Genomic DNA, 15376 nt, shown 5'->3' with positions numbered 1-15376 from the left:
GTATTATATGACTCAAACTAAAACCTCCCGTGTGGAGCAAAAAGATGCTGTCAATTTACTGTATAGCAACTCAGGGATGGGACTCGTCATTTCAGTGTTTGCCGCATCAGTTTTGGTATTTTCTTTTCCATCCAGTGCCGCCATTCAGTCCATCAAATACGCTTGGTGGGGCCTTATTTGTGTGACGGCCCTACTGCGTTTTATGGATCTCATTTACTTCTTTAGCTCGGCTCGTCATCAAGACAGCTTTGCCCACGGCCGCGCACGTGCACGTTTTGCCGCAGGCGCGCTGTTCACTGGCAGCCTATGGAGTGCCTATGCCGTGTTTACCGTGCTTATGTGGCAGGCTAGCTGGGCTGAGATCGCCGTCACTTGTATTGTCATCGCCGCTTTTTCTGGCGGCTCGGTGAGTCTGTTGTCTGCGGGTCGACGTTTATCAATCGTGTATTCGGTGATCCTCACCCTGCCGTTGGCGATTGTGTTGCTCATCTCCCCCAATGAGGACTACTTCGGTATTTTGGGTCTATTAAGCTTGGCCTTCTGCATCGTGATGGGCTTAGGTGCCAATAATGCCGGTCGCTTTACCTCACGCGCGATTCATCTTAAACATCAAAATGACCACCTGCTGTCGCACATGGAGCAAGAGGTCAACAAGCGCACCCAAGAGATTTACTCCCTGTCCAACATCGATCCGCTGACAGGACTTTACAACCGCAAGGCGTTTGCCGAAAACCTAAGCTATCGCCTCAGCACCCAGCCTAATACACGACTGGCGGTGCTCTTTATTGACTTAGACGGCTTTAAAACCATCAATGATACGCTCGGCCACAAAGCCGGTGACCAAGTCATTAAAGAGGCCGGACAACGCATCAAGCAAGTAACCCAAGATAAAGATTTGCTGTGTCGCTGGGGCGGGGATGAGTTTCTGTTGACCATTAACCAAAGCGATACGTTACTCAACAACGCCCAAGAGATCATCGACCTGATTGCGCTACCGTACGTGGTCGACGGCTCTAAACTCTCTATCGGTGCTACCATCGGTGTGGCGTATTATCCGCAACACGGTAATGACCATGAACGTTTGATCCAGCGCGCCGACATGGCCATGTACAACCAAAAACGTGCCGAAAAAGGCCGCGTTGGTGTGTTTGATGAATCCCTGCGTGATCAACTGATGCGTGAAATTCGACTGCGCGACCACCTAGAAAATGCCGTGCACCGTCACGAGCTTTCTTTGGTGTACCAACCGATCGTCGACTCCACAACAGGGCAAATCGCCAGCGTCGAAGCCCTGCTGCGCTGGACGCTGGATGACGAGCGCATTCCGCCGGATGAATTTATTGCCATTGCCGAGCAATATGGTTTTATTCGCTCGATCGGTATTTGGGTGCTGGGCGAAGCCTGCTTAGCCGGCAAACGCATGCAAGCACACCATCAAGATTTGGGCATGTGTGTTAACGTGTCGATCCAGCAACTGCTTGATAATGACTTTCCAAACGAAGTGGCCGCGGTATTAAAACGCACTGGCTTTGCGCCCAACAAGCTTGACCTTGAAATCACTGAGTCGCTGTTTGCGCACGACAAGCGACGCATGATTAACAATATCAAACGCTTAAAAGACCTTGGCATTAAAGTCTCAATCGACGACTTTGGCACCGGCTACTCATCGCTATCGGTGATGCAGGAGTTTGACGTCGACTACGTCAAAATCGACCGTTCCTTTGTTTGGTCAATGGACACAGGCGGCAAAGCAATCGTCGAAGCCGTCTCACAAATCGCGACCGCGTTTGACTACAAGGTTATCGCCGAAGGGGTAGAAACCGACGAGCAGCGCCAATTGCTGACCAGCATGGGCATCGATTATCTACAGGGCTATTGGTTTTTACCGCCAGTACAAGAGCAACAGCTGATTGAGCACCTACCTTCTATCAAGCCGAACTAGATTATGAATCTATTCGGGACTCTCTATAAATAGGCACACTCTGTGCCTATTTTTTGTCACACTGACAATAAGATTAAGGAGAGCCTCATGAAGAAACTGTTTACTTTAGCGGCGCTGGCCACCCTCGTCAGCGCTTGCTCTAACTCTGACTGGCGCACCGCCAGCCGCGAGCCCGCGGGCATTGCGCCAAATCCGAGCGAAGAGCAAGAAGCGGTGATCGAAGTCTACGGTGCCGACGCGTTTAGTTGGCGCGGCTGGTTTGCGATTCACACATGGATCGCCACTAAAGAAGCCAATGCGGATGAGTACAAAGTCCACGAAGTGGTCGGCTGGCGCATCGAACGTGGCCAACCTGCGCTACACACCTACAACACGGCTACGCCTGACCGCTTTTGGTACGGTGCCAAGCCTGAAAAGCTGCTATCACTTAAAGGCGCACAAGCGGCTGAGCTGATTCCTCGGATCGAACAAGCCGTAGTCGACTATCCGTGGAAAGACCAATACACCGTCTTCCCTGGTCCCAACAGCAACACCTTCCCCGCTTGGGTTGGCTTACAAATCCCAGAACTGGGACTTGATCTTCCTTTCTCAGCCATCGGCAAGGGCTACGCTAATTAGCGTGGCCTTTTTTGTTTCATAAGCGACATTTATTACTTTTTATTTCATGCAACGCCTCGTTGCAATTTACAACAGCAAACAATAACCGTTACTATTCTCACCTACATCTTTACAATAAATTACAGTAGATGAGGAATTCATCATGCGCCACTCTCTCTCGACCCCACTTGGCCTCGTGGCCATCCCTTTCGCGCTCAGCGTAACCACGGCGGCCATAGCCGACACCCAAACCCTAGAGTTGGCCCCGATTCAAATCGAATCCAGCCGTATTAATACCGAGCAAGGCAACAACTCCCAGGTGGTAACCGTCATCACTCGAGAGCAGATTGAACAGCAGATGAGCATCAGCTCAGACAGCTCACAAGTATTGTCGAGCCTACTGCCAGCGTATTCACCTAACACGCAAAAACTCAACAACAGCAGCCAAACATTCCGCGGCCGCTCAGTGCTGTACATGATTGATGGCGTTCCGCAGTCCAATCCGATTCGTGAAGGCAGCCGCTCAGCGCATACGATTGATCTTGCCATGGTGGAACGTATCGAAGTGATTCACGGTGCCAGCGCCATTCACGGCCTAGGCGCCACCGGTGGCATCATCAACTTCATCACCAAATCTAACCGCTCAGACAGCCTGAAACAAAGCATCAACGCTTCGATCACAACCCCGACCAGCGAGCTGGATAGCGATACTCTGTCGCATAAGTTGGGCTACCAAGCACAAGGCGCAAAAGGTAATTGGGATTACCTCGTAGGTCTCACGCGTGAGACACAAGGCATGTATCTAGATGGTAACGACGACTACGTGGGCGCGGAAACCTTGCGTGGCGATATGCAAGGCTCTGACAGCTACGATGTATTTGCTAAAGTCGGCTACTGGTTCAATGATGATCAAAACCTTGAGCTGCAACACAACCGCTATAAGCTTGAGAGTAATATGGACTTTCGTGCGGTTACAGGTGACCGCGCCAATGGCATCGCCACAGGGTCCACCAAAGGCCGCCCAGAAGGCAAAGCACATTTCAATGAAGTGGAAACCACCAACCTGACATACACAGATAGCGACTTAGCGGGCATGGAGCTTAACGCTCAAGCCTTCCTGCAAGACTTTAAAGGTCGTTACGGTGCCAGCACGTCCAGCAGTTTCCAAGATCCTAATACACCGGAAACCATCTACGACCAATCACAAAATGAGTCAGAAAAAATCGGTGCCAAAGTCAGCCTAACCAAAGATGGCCTGCTGGATAATCGCTTGAAAGTGATCACAGGTCTGGATGTACTTCAAGACACTACCAGCCAAAAGCTGATCCTCACCGATCGTACTTACGTGCCTGAGACAACCTACACAAACTACGCTCCATTTGCCCAGTTTGAACTGCAAGCCACTGACCGCTTGATTCTGCAAGCAGGCGCGCGTTACGAAAAAGCCAAGTTAGATGTAGACACCTATCAAACCGTCGCAGCCAACGACAACGTGACCGTAAATGGCGGCTCACCGGAGTTTGACGAAACCGTCTACAACGCCGGTGCGGTGTTCAAACTAACGCCGTCTGTTAGCTTGTTTGCCAACTACTCAGAAGGTTTTGGTATGCCAGATGTAGGCCGTGTTTTGCGCGGCATCGACACACCTAATCAAGACGTCAACACCCTGCTTAATCTATCTCCGATCGTGACCGACAACTACGAAGCCGGTGTCCGTGTAAATCAGCAAAATGTTGATTTCGAAATCAGCTACTACGAAAGTAATTCCGACCTTGGTAGCCGTCTATCGGAAGTGAATGGTTTGTACACGGTTAATCGCGAGAAAAAAGAAATCAAAGGTGTCGAAGCATCTCTTGGCTTAGCACTTAACGAGCAACACCGCTTAGAAACAGGCTACTCCTACATCCGCGGCAAATCGGACCGCGATGGCGACGGTGAAGTAGACACCAAGCTAAATGGCTCGGAACTGCCGCCAAACCGCCTACGCGTAGCGTGGACAGCGAACTGGAACAACAAGCTATCAACCATGCTGCAAGCTAACCACTCGTTCTCACGCAGCTTCGAAGAAGACAATCTAGACTTTGATGGCTACACACTAGTCGACGCGTCGATGGGCTATCAGTTGCCAGTGGGTCGCTTGAACGTGTCGGTCGCCAACGTATTTGATGAAGACTACTTCACCTATTACTCACAGGCTTCATACGCCAACGATAACTCTTACTTCAAAGGCCGTGGCCGCACCCTAACAGTCGGCTATGGCGTCGACTTCTAAGTTGGCACCCAACTAAAAAACGCCCGCAAGTCTGACTTACGGGCGTTTTTTATGGCTGTTTCAAGCTTTCTTGTTGCGCTTCAACCTCAGTGGCAACGGGCAGTTGCTACAAAACTCTTGTGGTTCCGTGGCACGATAGTAATAACAACACGTACGGCGCACACGCACGGGCTCGGCCGCGCTTTCAAGCTCGGTAAAAGCGCTATCAAATTCGGCAATCGGGTTAGTGTCCAAACCAAATACTTCACTCGCCCCGTCCGACAATAGCCACGCATAATCTGCCTGCGCTAAAGCTTTTTGCTCACCTTCTAAGCCTGGTAGCACGCGACGCTCGTAAATACTGAACACACGCACCGCAACGTTTTCCCACAGGATACGTTTAGGCGAACGTGTCAAACGATGCATGGTTTCAACCACGGGGCTAAGATGCTCAGCAAATGCTTGAGTCAGCACTTGTATGCGCCAATCAGCACGATCACCGCATAAAGGCGTCACATCGATACGTTTTAGCGGCATTTTCGATTGCCAGATACGGTCTTTTAACGCGTAGTCAAATTCACATTGCGCCAGCGACACATCCAAGCCTTTGTCAAAGCGTGATAACGCATAAAGCGTCGGCGCCAGCACTAAAAAAGCCAAACGCTTGATAGTCAAAGACGCCGCCACCTTAAGATTGGGGGCGCCCAACGCGGGCTTGATCTGCTCAAGCACCGCTACGCATGACTCATCATTCACAAGCTGCTCGGCATTCACACGAAAGCCACTCTCGCCTTCAGCATCAGCTTGCGTTAGACCATATGCCGCGAGAGCTTGCCATTCTTCTGGCGTAAACGTCGCACTAGCCAACTTTACGCCCCTTGCCAAACGGGATGCACATGGGCGTACCAAATAGCGGATCTTGCGTAATATGGCACTCCATATCAAACACGCTTTTGACCATATCAAAATCCAAAATCTGTTCCGGCGCGCCTTGGCAAAACACCTTACCCTGCTTCACTGCCACCATTTGATGAGCGTAACGGCAGGCTAAGTTAAGATCATGCAGTACCATTAAAATGGTCGTGTTTTGGGTGCGATTGAGCTCAAACAGCAGATCCAAAATCTCAATCTGATGGGTCAAATCTAGATAAGTTGTCGGCTCATCGAGCAGCAAAATTTCCGTATCTTGGGCCAATGCCATGGCAATCCAAGCACGCTGACGCTGACCGCCAGATAAGGCCTCTATCGGACGCTCAGCAAAATCCTGCATGTTGGTATCGCGTAGCGCCTTTTGCACCAATTGCTCGTCTTGCTCAGTCCAGCTTTGTAGCCAGTTTTGATGTGGGTAACGCCCTTGGCGCACCAACTGCTCGACAGTTAATCCCTCAGGTGCAATCGGCCCTTGCGGCAAGATCGCCAGCTTACGCGCCACTTCTTTGCCCGACTGCTGTAGCAGCTTTTGGTCGTACAAAAAAATCTCGCCTGAGGTCGGCTTTAACAAGCGCGCCAAAGACTTTAACAAAGTCGATTTACCGCAACCATTGCCCCCCACCAACACCGTAATTTGGTTCGGCTCGATCGCCAAATCCAGCGCGTTAATGATCGTGGTTTTATCGTAGCCAAGGGTCAGCTGCTCGCAGGTCAGCGGATGCATACTGGACTCAGTTGTCGTCATAACACGTCACTCACTTAAAATCGTTGTCGGTAGAGAAGGTAAATAAAGAACGGCGCGCCGATGGCCGAGACAAACACACCTGCCGGAATGTCCAGCGGCTGGAACAGCGTACGCCCCATCAGATCGGCCAACATCACTAAACAAGCGCCGATCATCGCTGTAGCGGGCAGCAACATAGCAAAGCTACGTGTCACCAAACGCCGCGCAATATGTGGCGCGATCAAGCCAACAAAACCCACCGCACCGGCATACGCCACCGCGGGGGCGGCTAACAGCACACTTAAGCCAAGCAGCGTTAAACGCAGCGGCTGTACCGACACTCCTAAGCCTGTGGCGAGCTGATCACCTAGCTCTTGCGCATTGATACGGCGCGCTAGAAATATACACAGCGGTAACGTCAGCAACCACCACGGCGCCAGCGCCTGCACATCTTGCCAATCCGCACCATAGACACTACCGGTCAGCCAAATATACGCCGTAATACTGGTGGCCGTAGAACTCACTGCAATTAGCAAGGTGGTCACTGCGCCCATGGCCGCCGACACACCAATACCCACTAAGATCAAACGCATGGGCGTCACGCCACCGCGCCACGCCAACACATAAATCGCTAGCGCTGCCAGTAAAGCGCCCGCAATAGCAAATAGCGGCAACCAGACAATGCCCAGCCCAGCAAACAAGGATAAAAACAACACCGCCGCCGCTGATGCGCCACTGGTGATACCGATAATATCCGGTGACGCCAACGGATTACGAATCATCGACTGCAGCACTAAACCAGACAAGGCCAAGGCCGCACCGACCATCGCTGCCATCAAGATTCGCGGCAAGCGTAACGTTTCGACGACAAAACCATACTCACTGCTAGCAGGCGCCAGTAACGCTTCAATAACCGCTTGCGGCGACAATAAGCTATCACCCAACATCAACGACCCTAATAGCACGAGCAAGGTCACCGCAGTGATCAACGCCAGCATCCACAAACTTGCTACAGGTACTGAAAACGAGCACCAGCGCCCACGCACGACCCACTGTTTAGCCATGTTTGCGCCCCTTACGTGCCAAGTAAATAAAGAACGGCGTGCCGATCAAGGCCGTCACTACGCCGATCGGCACTTCCTCGGGCAACAATACAAAACGGCTTAATACATCGGACAAAAGCAGCAAGCTCGCGCCCCAGATCGCCGCCAGCGGAATCAGCCACTTATGATCATTGCCTACAAACGCGCGCACCATATGCGGAATCACCAAGCCGATAAAACCGATATTGCCTGCTAAGGCTACCGACGCACCGGCAAGGCCAATAATCAGCACACTGAGCGCCACTTTAAGTAGCAGCGTATTTTGCCCTAGCCCTTTAGCGACATCGTCACCGGACAGCAAAATATTGATATGCGGCGCCAGCACCAAGGCCGCCAAAAGCGCTCCGCCAAGATACGGTAGCACGGGCATCACCACGTCTAATTCGCGCCCCGACACTGAGCCTGCGATCCAAAACAACACACTGTCTAAACCTTCTTGGCCAATCACCAATAGACCTTGGGTAAAAGCCACAAATAAGGCACTGATCGCAGCACCGGCTAAGACAATGCGTACTGGCGATAAACCATCATGGCCCATCGCACCTAAGCCATAGACCAGCGCCCCAGCGAGCGCCGCGCCGAAAAAGGCGATCCACAGATAATCATTCAGCTCACTGACCGAAAAGAACTGCGCGAACAGCACAATGAAAAACACTGCGCCGGCATTGACGCCAAAGATCGCGGGAGAAGCCAACGGATTACGCGTCAGAGTTTGCATCAACACACCCGACACCGCCAACGCCGAACCCACGGCCACCGCTACCACGGCACGGGATAAACGCGTGGTATGAACTACCACATGATCAATGGAGTTAGGATCGTAATGAAAAAAAGAGGTCCAAACGCTTTGCAGCGGCACGGCATACTGACCAAACGCCACACTCACCATAAAGCTGACTAACAGCGCCACTGCTGACAGTAGCAACAGACCCACGCGTAGAGAGCGTGCTTGATAAGGAATCAGCATAATCAGTTCGCAGGGGCTCGTTCATAAATTGCCGAAAGTTGATCCAGCATTAGATTCGCGCCCAAGATCCCGCCCGACAGCAGCCAAGTAATGCGATCGACTTCGTGCACTTGGCCTGCTCGCGGTGCTTTCAGCACATTCCAAAGAGGATGCAAGCGCCAAGCATCATAGTTTTGCTGCACCGCTGCATCATCGCCATCGAACAGAATGAAAAACACATCAGCATTGACCGTCGGTAGCGCCTCTTTGGTTTTTAGCTTCATGCCCCAGCTGGCCTGCTCTGACAACGGAAACTCAAAGCCGATATCCTTAAGCACTGCTCCTGGGAAACTGTCTTCCAAGTAAAGGCGTAAATGATCGGCGCGTACGTTTAGAATCGATGCTGTTAGCGGCCATTGCTGCTGCTCTGCGCTAAGGTGATCACGAAATGCTTGAGTACGCGCTTGCCACGCTTGCCAAAGCTCATCCCCTTTTTCTGTACGCCCCGTCGCCTCAGCTGTTAACTCAAGTGTGCGCTTAAAATCGTAGACATTCTCAGCGAGGACTGTCGGTGCGATCTGCGACAGCTGACCGTAAATTTTCTCATGACGCGCTTTAGCACCGATGATGACATCCGGCTGCAGGCGCGCAATCACCTCAAGATTAGGTTGGGTTTCGAGCCCGACATAGGTCACTTCGTCGCCTAGTCGATTATTCAGGTAATCGTACACCGGCTGCTGTGCCCACGACTCCACCACACCGACCGGCTGTACGCCTAACGCCAGCGCCGAATCTGTCGCTCCTTGGTACAAGGTCACCACGCGTGTTGAATCAGAAATATCGGTGTCCCCCATCGCATGAGTAACCGTGACACCGGACGCCCAAGCGTGGGATTGCAGCACCAACAAAATGACCGCAAACACAGGACGAATAAGAAAACGCGTTAGAAAGGAGCTCATAAGATGGCCTACTGAAGCGGACTGTTATTAAAGATAGTTATTATGGTAATAATAACTACTCTCATATTCAATCGAGCCGCGACAGATTGGGCTTAGAGCCATCTAAAAGAGCGTAATTAGGCAAGTTTCACGTGAAGCAATTTAGTGCTTAGTGTCACCAGGATTAGGGACAAAATTAATCACTGCCGTGTCGCCTTCTGGCGAAGAAGCAAACGGCTGATTGACGCGCGTCTCAAGCTCCTGTGGCTGGGCTTGGACTTTGGTCGATTGCTCGTCTTCATAGCCACATGCCACACACTCACGGTACTGCTTTTCCGCCTCGTCATCGCGCCAAGCGCGGATTTTATCCATCTCGTTACAGCGTGGGCATACCGCCCCCGCGATAAAGCGTTTGGTTGTCATATAAACCTCAGTTGAATTCATTTGATTGAGCTGTTGATTACTCATAAGCAGACGCCATGGATGGCGTCGACCGACCATCGAAGACAGGGATGTCTTCCGGTCGGCGTTGAGTGATCAGCCGCTCAAGCACACCGCAGATGCTGGCTTTGGCTCACTGCTTCAGTCTATCGTTCACGTGGTTCCTCTTCACTCGGGCATGGCACATCCCAGTGCCAAAGCCCTCGCGCAACCATCCACGGTTGCTGTTGAAGAGGAAATCTGCTCAAACGATGATTACTGTTTACTCGCACCACTTATTAGTTGGCTTTGGCTCACTGCTTTAGTTTAGCGGTCACGTGGTTCCTTTTCACTCGGGCGTGGCGCATCCCTGCGCCAGAGCCCTCGCGCCACCTTCCTTGGTGGCTGTTGAAAAGAAACTCACGTAACACTCAAGAAGATTACTAAGTCGAGCCTTCGGTCTTTATTGATTGATCGATCAATACTCATAAGCAGACGCCATGGATGGCGTCGACCGACCGTCGAAGACAGGGATGTCTTCCGGTCGGCGTTGAGTATTGACCGATCAAGCAGCTTACACACCTCCACCGCAGCAAAAGGGGATGGATTGACTGCTCGCACTTATAACCTTTAAGCCGCAATACCACTGTGACGAAGTAAAGCATCAACACTTGGCTCACGGCCACGGAACGCCGCAAACAACTCGCCAGCTGGGCGTGAGCCGCCATTGGCCAGTATGGTATCACGGAACAGGGCACCGGTTTCAGTGTTGAAGATGCCGTCTTCCTCAAACTTAGAAAACGCATCCGCCGATAGCACTTCTGCCCACTTGTAGCTGTAATAACCCGCCGCGTAACCACCGGCAAAGATGTGCGAGAAGCTATTTTGGAAACGGTGGAACGCTGGCGGAATGATCACTGCGACCTGCTGGCGTACATCGTCTAAAACGGCTTGAGCAGTGACGCCGTCTTGGTATTCGCGGTGCAAGCGGAAGTCAAACAGCGAGAACTCTAGCTGACGTACCATCTGCATGCCCGAGTGGAAGTTTTTCGCCGCCAGCATTTTATCCAGCAGATCTTTTGGCAGCGGTTCGCCCGTCTCGTAATGACCGGCAATGTGCGCCAAGGCTTCTGGCTCCCAGCACCAGTTTTCTAGGAACTGGCTCGGTAGCTCCACGGCATCCCACGCCACACCATTGATGCCTGATACAGACGCCACGTCGACTTGCGTCAGCATGTGATGCAAACCATGGCCAAATTCATGGAATAAGGTCGTCACTTCATCATGGGTCAACAGCGCTGGCTGATCGCCGATTGGCTGGGTGAAGTTACACACAAGATACGCCACTGGCAGCTGCAAGCGGCCGTCATCTAGACGACGACGTACGCGACATTCGTCCATCCAAGCGCCGCCACGTTTGCCTTCGCGAGCGTACGGGTCAAGGAAGAAACGCGCCACGTCTTCACCATTTTTCGAAATGGTAAACAGCTTCACATCTGGGTGGTAAGAGTCAAAGTCAGATTCTTCACGGATGTCGACTGCAAATAAGGTTTGCGCCGTGTGGAACAAGCCAGACAAGACTTTGTTGATTGGGAAGTACGGACGCAAAGCTTCCTGAGAGATAGCGTACTTTTTCTCGCGCAGTTTCTCGGCGTAGTAACCAACATCCCATGCATTAAGCTCGTCTAAACCGTATTCGTCTTTGGCAAACGCTTGTAGCGCGGCGAGATCTTCTTGGGCCGCAGGCTTAGATTTTTCTGCCAAATCGTTTAAGAACGCCATCACTTGGTCGCCACTTTGCGCCATTTTGGTCGCCACAGACAGCTCCGCGTAATCATCAAAGCCAAGCAGTTGAGCCATTTCATGACGTAACGCTAGGATTTCTTGGATCAAAGGCGTGTTATCAAACTGACCATCGTCGCTTAGCTCAGAAGCACGCGTGGCGTAGGCTTTGTACATCTCTTCGCGCAGCGCTTGGTTATCAGCGTAGCTCAAGACAGGCAAGTACGATGGAATGTCTAGGGTAAACAACCAGCCGTCTTCGCCTTTCGCTTGTGCCGCTTGCTTGGCTTGCGCCAACGCAGAATCCGGCAGGCCTTTCAGTTCGTTTACGTCGGTGATGAGTTTACTCCACGCTCGGGTCGCGTCGAGTACGTTTTCACCGAACTGGCTACCCAGTTCAGACAAGCGGGAGCTGATCTCGCCGTAGCGCTTCTTAGCATCGCCTTCAAGGCCTACGCCTGATAGCTCAAAATCACGGATGGTTTGTGTCAGCGCTTCACGCTGTGCTTGGCTTAGTTGCGCAGCAGCGTCGCTTTCGGCCAACGCTTTGTAGGCTTCGTACAAGGCTTTGTTTTGCCCCAATTCAGTAGCGTAGTCGCTTAGCATTGGTAGGCAGGCATTGTAGGCTTCACGAATCTCTGGGCCGTTTTTTACCGAGTTTAAGTGACTGATCGGCGACCAAAATTGCCCTAGGCGATCTTCGATCTCATCCAAAGGCACGACTAAGCTCTCCCAAGTCGGGTGAACATTGTGCGCTACAATCGCTTCGATCTCGGCACGATTTTTGTTTAGCAATGCTTCAAGGTCCGCCGCGACCGTGGCTGGATCGACCTTGGAAAATTCAGGTAAGCTGGTCGCATCCCATACGGATTGTGTCATATCGTGTTATCCTTTTTTTTGGCAAGACGCGAGCCGCCTTGCAACTATAAGATTAGGTTCTGCTATATAAGATATGTGGTCTTAGCGCTTTTTCAATGGTGCCAGCTTGATCACATCCATAGGTTTTATTAATGCTGCACCTTGAGTGCTAAGGTCGAGAAGATGGGAAGCAAAACATTTCGCGGTCACACGCCGTCTTTTGGTGAACGTGTATGGGTCGATGACAGCGCCGTGATCATCGGCGATGTTGTTATAGGAGATGACAGCTCGGTATGGCCTTTGGTGTCGATTCGCGGCGATATGCACCGTATTCGCATTGGTCAGCGCACCAGCATTCAGGACAATTCATGCCTGCACATCACTCACGCCAGCACTTACAAACCCGAAGGCCACCCGCTCGAGATCGGTGACGACGTCACTGTTGGCCACATGGCGATGCTGCACGGCTGCACCATCGGCAACAAAGTTCTGGTCGGCATGAGTACCACCATTTTAGACGGTGCGGTCATCGAAGATGAAGTCATCATTGGCGCCGGTTCCTTGGTGCCACCTGGCAAGCGTCTTGAGTCAGGTTATTTGTACATGGGCTCACCGGTTAAACAAGCGCGTAAATTGACCGAGAAAGAAATCGAATATTTCCAATATGCGGGTTTGAACTACGTCAAACTCAAAGACGAATACTTAGCGGAGGCAGCAGAGGGATAATGGCTCGGTTAACAGCACCTTTTATTGGCGTGGCACTGATCGCAGGTGCCGCATGGATTGCCACGCAGTCTTACCAAAAGAACTTTTCGGATCCGGTATTGGACCACGAGACCCAGCAACGTTTAGGCGTAGAGTTACTGGAGTTTCCGCGTCAATTACCACCGGTGCCCAATCACGCTGACGTATGGCAAGCCATTTTTGTGCAACCAAAATTTTGTGATGCCCTGTGCCAAGGCTCGATCACCGAGCAAACCCAGCTCGGCATCCAAGTGGTGCAACCAAGCGACGACGCCTATGCGGACTTGTACGACGTAATTTCGGCGGAAAACTACGCCACCCACCAAAATAAAGTGCTGCTGGTCAACCCTGAAGGCAAGTTCTCAGGCTCGATCCGCCCGCCCTATACGGCGCCACGCCTCGACGCGGCCCTCTCTGCACTTAACGACTAATTTTTTTGTAGTTTAGTGTAAGAAGATCTCGGTTTGTTACGTCTAGTGTTCTACATTGCTAACCAAGCTTACCGACAAACCGAGATTGCCTATGACCTCTGCCGCCTTACCGATCGACCCAGCACCTTGCTCGAGTCTGTTTGACGACACCGAGTTTATGAACGCCTTGCGCCTACAAATGCTTAAGTTCGCCACACTGCAAGTGCGCAACCAAGCCCTAGCAGAAGACGCGGTACAAGACGCCATGCTCTCAGCTTATCAACATATCGAGCGCTTCCAGCGCCAAGCGGCACTGAAAACTTGGGTGTTCGCCATCCTCAAAAACAAACTGATCGATATTTTGCGTAAGGAAAAACGCTATACCAGCGCCAGTATCTTAGAAGAAGGCGCCGGGCGTAACGACGAGGCCTTGCTCGACACCTTGTTTACCGATCATGGTCATTGGCAAAAAGACGAACGCCCGCAAAAGTGGGACGAGCCCGATCACGGTTTAGAAAGCAGCGACTTTTGGAAAATCTTTGACACCTGCTTGGATGCACTACCGGCGCGCTACAGTCGCTTATTTATGATGCGCGAATTTTTAGAGCTAGAGTCCAACGAAATCTGTGACAACGAACAGCTCAGCGTTAGCAATCTCAATACCACGCTGTTTCGTGCGCGCTTGCGCCTGCGCGAATGCTTGGAAGACAATTGGTTCGCTGGGGAGACTTGCCCATGATGAAATGTACTGAAGCTACACAATTACTGTCCGAAAAGTTGGATCGTCCACTGAGCACCAAAGAGAAAGTGTCCTTGGGCATGCACACGGCCATGTGCCCAGCTTGTCGTCAATTTGGTAAACAGATGTCGGCACTGCGAGAGATTACTCAGCGTTACGTGCAGTCAGACGACACTGAGTCAGAGGACGCCAAAAAATAACGGAGCCTTAGGCTCCGTTATGGGATCTGGTGACGTCTAATTTATTTTTTAGCCGATTTTTTTGCGGATGCTTTTTTGCCAGAAGCGTCTTTAGCGGCTTTGTTTCCCGGAGATTCTTTCGGGTTTTTGCTGGTCGCTTTCATGGTCGATTTCTTATTCGCTTTTTTCTCTAGCGAATCTTTCAGCTTTTCGATTTTGCTCTTGTGCTTAGCAACCTTCTCTTTGCGCTCTTTGATTTCCGCTTTGATTGCTTTCTTATCAAGTTTAGCCATATCCATTTCTCCTTGCATCTGTTGTTGCATCATTTTGATGCTTCACCCTACTAAAAAGCACTACGAATAAACATAGCACCTGAAAACGTTTAATCAAAACTTAACATTAAGGAAACGCAGGCGTCACAATCACACTATCCAAAACTCATGCAAAATTTTTTATTGTTTGTGTAAGAACTCACCTACTCGCTCCGTCCAATGCTTGTACAACCACCTAAACCATCCCATTGGAGGGACACATTATGAGTAACAAAAACACTTCTCTTGCCCTAGCGCTAGGTACTGCTGTCGCCCTATCGGCTGTTGCTGTGCCAGCTCAAGCTGCTGACAAAGAAAAATGCTACGGCGTGGCGCTCGCAGGTCAAAACGACTGCGCAGCAGGCCCAGGCACCTCATGCGCGGGTAGCTCAACGGTCGATTATCAAGGCAATGCTTGGAAGCTTGTCCCTGCGGGTACTTGTATGGACATGGAATCACCAACATCGCCAAGCGGTCACGGCAAACTTGAGGCGTTCTAAGG

16 protein-coding genes are annotated in these 15376 nt (G+C 51.4%); 8 read left to right on the top strand and 8 right to left on the bottom strand.

Annotation, left to right across the window (positions count from 1 at the left end; all coding sequences use genetic code 11):
* Positions 1-7 precede the first annotated feature (7 nt).
* The 3 genes from JQX58_RS06875 to JQX58_RS06865 all read left to right on the top strand — a co-directional run bounded on the left by JQX58_RS06875 (position 8) and on the right by JQX58_RS06865 (position 4811).
* Positions 8-1942 carry a putative bifunctional diguanylate cyclase/phosphodiesterase gene (locus JQX58_RS06875; protein ID WP_204146094.1) on the top strand — a complete coding sequence of 645 codons (1935 nt, stop codon included), beginning with the start codon at positions 8-10 and terminating at the stop codon, positions 1940-1942.
* An 87-nt stretch (positions 1943-2029) separates the two neighbouring features.
* Positions 2030-2560 (top strand): DUF3750 domain-containing protein, encoded by a 531-nt coding sequence (locus JQX58_RS06870; protein WP_204146093.1) that lies wholly within the window; start codon positions 2030-2032, stop codon positions 2558-2560.
* 142 nt (positions 2561-2702) lie between these two features.
* Positions 2703-4811, top strand: a complete 2109-nt coding sequence (locus JQX58_RS06865; protein WP_204146092.1) for a TonB-dependent receptor — start codon at positions 2703-2705, stop codon at positions 4809-4811.
* Positions 4812-4871: 60 nt separating this feature from the next.
* Here the strand turns inward: JQX58_RS06865 and JQX58_RS06860 are convergent, their stop codons facing one another.
* The 7 genes from JQX58_RS06860 to prlC form a co-directional block, all read right to left on the bottom strand.
* Entirely contained in the window at positions 4872-5657 is a 786-nt protein-coding gene (locus JQX58_RS06860) for an IucA/IucC family C-terminal-domain containing protein (RefSeq protein WP_204146091.1), read from the bottom strand.
* The gene (locus JQX58_RS06855) at positions 5650-6465 is read right to left on the bottom strand and encodes an ABC transporter ATP-binding protein (protein WP_204146090.1); all 816 of its coding nucleotides are present in this window, start codon (positions 6463-6465) and stop codon (positions 5650-5652) included. Before JQX58_RS06855 ends, JQX58_RS06860 begins: the two co-directional genes overlap by 8 nt.
* A 14-nt stretch (positions 6466-6479) precedes the next feature.
* Positions 6480-7508, bottom strand: a complete 1029-nt coding sequence (locus tag JQX58_RS06850) for a FecCD family ABC transporter permease (RefSeq protein ID WP_204146089.1) — start codon at positions 7506-7508, stop codon at positions 6480-6482.
* On the bottom strand, positions 7501-8514 hold the full coding sequence (locus JQX58_RS06845) for a FecCD family ABC transporter permease (RefSeq protein WP_204146088.1): 1014 nt from the start codon (positions 8512-8514) through the stop codon (positions 7501-7503). The genes JQX58_RS06850 and JQX58_RS06845 overlap by 8 nt, the downstream gene beginning before the upstream one ends.
* A 2-nt stretch (positions 8515-8516) precedes the next feature.
* Entirely contained in the window at positions 8517-9452 is a 936-nt protein-coding gene (locus tag JQX58_RS06840; RefSeq protein WP_204146087.1) for an ABC transporter substrate-binding protein, read from the bottom strand.
* A 141-nt stretch (positions 9453-9593) separates the two neighbouring features.
* A complete protein-coding gene (locus tag JQX58_RS06835; RefSeq protein WP_204146654.1) occupies positions 9594-9854 on the bottom strand; it encodes a YheV family putative zinc ribbon protein in 261 nt (86 codons plus the stop codon).
* A gap of 627 nt (positions 9855-10481) precedes the next feature.
* The gene (gene prlC, locus JQX58_RS06830; RefSeq protein ID WP_204146086.1) at positions 10482-12512 is read right to left on the bottom strand and encodes an oligopeptidase A; all 2031 of its coding nucleotides are present in this window, start codon (positions 12510-12512) and stop codon (positions 10482-10484) included.
* Between the two features lie 162 nt (positions 12513-12674).
* Here prlC and JQX58_RS06825 point away from each other — a divergent pair, with 162 nt between their 5' ends.
* The 4 genes from JQX58_RS06825 (at position 12675) to JQX58_RS06810 (ending at position 14584) form a co-directional block, all read left to right on the top strand.
* Positions 12675-13217: a gamma carbonic anhydrase family protein gene (locus tag JQX58_RS06825; protein WP_204146085.1), complete on the top strand. Its 543-nt coding sequence runs from the start codon at positions 12675-12677 to the stop codon at positions 13215-13217.
* On the top strand, positions 13217-13666 hold the full coding sequence (locus JQX58_RS06820) for a hypothetical protein (RefSeq protein WP_204146084.1): 450 nt from the start codon (positions 13217-13219) through the stop codon (positions 13664-13666). The genes JQX58_RS06825 and JQX58_RS06820 overlap by 1 nt, the downstream gene beginning before the upstream one ends.
* A gap of 91 nt (positions 13667-13757) precedes the next feature.
* Positions 13758-14384 (top strand): RNA polymerase factor sigma-70, encoded by a 627-nt coding sequence (locus JQX58_RS06815; RefSeq protein WP_204146083.1) that lies wholly within the window; start codon positions 13758-13760, stop codon positions 14382-14384.
* Entirely contained in the window at positions 14381-14584 is a 204-nt protein-coding gene (locus tag JQX58_RS06810; protein WP_204146082.1) for a zf-HC2 domain-containing protein, read from the top strand. The genes JQX58_RS06815 and JQX58_RS06810 overlap by 4 nt, the downstream gene beginning before the upstream one ends.
* A 41-nt stretch (positions 14585-14625) precedes the next feature.
* Here the strand turns inward: JQX58_RS06810 and JQX58_RS06805 are convergent, their stop codons facing one another.
* Positions 14626-14856 carry a hypothetical protein gene (locus JQX58_RS06805; RefSeq protein WP_204146081.1) on the bottom strand — a complete coding sequence of 77 codons (231 nt, stop codon included), beginning with the start codon at positions 14854-14856 and terminating at the stop codon, positions 14626-14628.
* 242 nt (positions 14857-15098) lie between these two features.
* On the opposite strand from JQX58_RS06805, the gene JQX58_RS06800 reads away from it, so the two are divergent.
* A complete protein-coding gene (locus tag JQX58_RS06800; RefSeq protein WP_204146080.1) occupies positions 15099-15374 on the top strand; it encodes a BufA1 family periplasmic bufferin-type metallophore in 276 nt (91 codons plus the stop codon).
* The last annotated feature ends 2 nt before the right edge of the window (positions 15375-15376 follow it).

The organism is Marinomonas ostreistagni (assembly GCF_016888445.1).
Lineage (GTDB): Bacteria > Pseudomonadota > Gammaproteobacteria > Pseudomonadales > Marinomonadaceae > Marinomonas > Marinomonas ostreistagni.
Note: the sequence above shows the minus strand (reverse complement) of the source record. Positions and strands in the feature narration are given on the sequence as shown.